Origin of the sequence: Achromobacter sp., from assembly GCF_049647645.1 — a bacterium.
In the GTDB taxonomy this organism is placed as follows: Bacteria; Pseudomonadota; Gammaproteobacteria; order Burkholderiales; family Burkholderiaceae_B; genus Achromobacter.
Window position 1 is genome coordinate 1 of sequence record NZ_JBARYB010000044.1, and the last position, 2,640, is coordinate 2,640.

General features: G+C 61.0%; 3 protein-coding genes and 1 pseudogene. All 4 read left to right on the forward strand.

The features are described from left to right. Nucleotides 1-983, forward strand: a 983-nt coding sequence (locus WBB14_RS04155; protein WP_424238689.1) for an MFS transporter, incomplete at its 5' end; no start/stop codon positions are given. 42 nt (nucleotides 984-1,025) lie between these two features. Next, the gene (locus WBB14_RS04160) at nucleotides 1,026-1,757 is read left to right on the forward strand and encodes a hypothetical protein (protein ID WP_424238690.1); all 732 of its coding nucleotides are present in this window, start codon (nucleotides 1,026-1,028) and stop codon (nucleotides 1,755-1,757) included. A 35-nt stretch (nucleotides 1,758-1,792) separates the two neighbouring features. Beyond that, nucleotides 1,793-2,134: a 2Fe-2S iron-sulfur cluster-binding protein gene (locus WBB14_RS04165; RefSeq protein WP_424238691.1), complete on the forward strand. Its 342-nt coding sequence runs from the start codon at nucleotides 1,793-1,795 to the stop codon at nucleotides 2,132-2,134. A 181-nt stretch (nucleotides 2,135-2,315) separates the two neighbouring features. After that, nucleotides 2,316-2,640, forward strand: a pseudogene (locus WBB14_RS04170) (MFS transporter); the annotation flags it as partial.

Sequence of the window (2,640 nt, forward strand, 5' to 3'; positions counted from 1 at the left end):
GCCCGGTCATGATGGTGCTGGCCCGCCTGATCCAGGGCTTCGCCGCCGGCGGCGAGGTCGGAGCCTCGACCACCCTGCTGGTCGAACACGCGCCGCGAGGCAAGCGTGGCTTCTATTCCAGCTGGCAATACGGCAGCCAGGCCCTCGGCGTCACGCTCGGCGCAGTTGTCGTGATGCTGCTGACCATGGGACTGACCACTGAGCAGATGCAAGCCTGGGGCTGGCGCGTGCCGTTCGTGATCGGCATCCTGACCGTGCCCGTAGGCGCCTACATACGCCGCAACCTGGAAGAAACCCTGACAGTCGAGCATACGGCCGCCAACCCGGCGCACATCCAGGCCTTGCCTCGCGCCGCCACGCATCAGCCCCTGCGTCGGATATTCACCGAGCATAAAGCGAGCGTACTCAAGGGCATTCTGCTGGTAATCGGCGGCATGGTCAGCACGCAGATCCTCAACTTCTACATTCCCACCTATGCCCACCGGGAACTGGGTTTGCCCGCCACGTCCACGTTATCGGCCAGTGTCGTATTCGGCGCCCTCGGCTTTGCCGGCGCCCCGTTCATCGGCATGCTGGCCGACCGCTACGGCCGCAAGCGCGTGATCTTCTGGTCCCGCGTCACGACGCTCGCCATCCTGTTGCCAGGCTTCCATTGGCTGATGGCTGCGCCCAGCACCGAACGGTTGATGCTGCTCACCGCGGCCTTCGCTCTATTGGTGGCCCTCCAGTCGGCGCCTGCATTCACGATGCTGCCTGAACTCTTCCCCAAATCCGTGCGTACGACCGGCATGTCGGTGGTGTACGGACTAGGCATCTCCGTGTTCGGCGGCTTCGCGCAATTCTTCGTGACCTGGTTGTTGCATGTCACCGCCAACCCCATGTCTCCAGCATGGTTCCTGATGGTGACAACCGCAATTTCAACGTTGGTGCTGTTCTGGATAGACGACCGCACGCATGACGATATCGACCCACAAGTAGCGTAACCCCCCAAAAACGCTGAAGCGCCCTTCACTGTCGAGGATCAAATGACAACACCAGCAATGCAGTCCACGCGAACCGTACTGGAAAGCGGCTTCAAAATCGCTCCCGGCAAGGAAGACGGTTACGCCCGCTTCCATGACGCGTTGCATCCCATCGGGGTCAGCCAGGATGGCTTTGAATCAGCGTATGGCGGAGAGATCCTCGATTCGGCCTGGCGGTACGTAGGTGTGCGCTTCGCCAGCGCCGAACAAATGGACGCTTGGCATAACCACCCGCGGCATAAAGCCGCGCAGAAGGCGGCGTACGACCGTTGGTGGACGGCGGTCTACATACGCAAATGGCGCGAACCCGCGCCGAGCGAAACCATGACTGGAAAAGTCATGACCGAAACTCGTCTGGTCGTCCCCAGCCCCCTTTCCGACGCGCAGCTCCACGCCTTGAAAGAAATCCTGGCGCGTATGACCGACGTTGGCGCCTCCCCCTTTGAAACCCTGACCGGCGAGTACGAAGCGCGCCCCTACCAACTTATCGGCCCCAAAGACTGTACGCCGGAAACCGGCGGCGTCTTCTATTTGCTGATTACCCACTGGCCTACTCCCCAGGCTACCGCCGCCTGGCAAGAATCAACGGCGTACAAGCCGCTTCAAGACATCGGCGCCGTCACCTCCGACACATTCATGGCCATGCCCGAGACTCGGCCGCGCGACCATCTGCGCGACGACAAGTTGCAGCGCGAATGGACGCTGCACGGCCAGAGGCAGGCCACAACAACCTGAGAGCCACCCGGCCCACGCAGTCCGAGGCATATGCAATGCAAGTCAAGGTCCAATCCATCCATTCGACTGCCGGCGACGCCCTCGCGATCGAACCCTCTACAGACGACTCGCCTCCATTCGAACTCGTACTCACGCGTTCCGGCCTATGCATTCCGGTCGCGTCCGGCCAGACCGCCCTGGCCGCGCTGCGATCTGCCGGTGTCGAGGTTCCCACCACTTGCGAACAAGGCATCTGCGGCTCCTGTTTGACCCGCATTGTCGAGGGTGTTCCAGATCACCGCGACGCATACCTCAGCGACAAGGAAAAGGCGAGCAACGACCAGTTTCTTCCGTGCTGCTCTCGGGCACGCACGGACCATCTGGTAATTGATCTCTGATGATTCCGCAGGGAAAAGATGGTTCAAAAAAGGAGGGGACGCACTATATAAAAAAGTGTTCACCAAAACAAATTTTCTGTCTTTTTCTTATCTAAGGGCATCCGTATAGTGCCCTCCGGGGAGAGACCCAAGGCCCGGAATCACGGATCGGCCTCTCCTCAAACAGACACCAGGGGAAACCATGTCTATCGCAATCGCAGCGGCTGCGACCAACGCACTACATACGCCGTCCATGCGCCGACGCGTCATCGCCGGCACCACTATCGGTAACGCACTCGAATTCTTCGACTTCACCGTTTTCACTTTCCTGATGCTGGTGCTCGGCCCGCTGTTCTTTCCGGCCGCCTCGGGCTACGGTCAATTGCTGTTGACCACCGCTACCTTCGGCGTGGGGTTCCTGATGCGCCCCGTGGGCGGCATGCTGATCGGCTCCTATGCCGACCGCCACGGCCGCCGCGCAGCCATGACTCTCACGCTGTGGATGATGGGCCTGGGCTGTGCCCTGA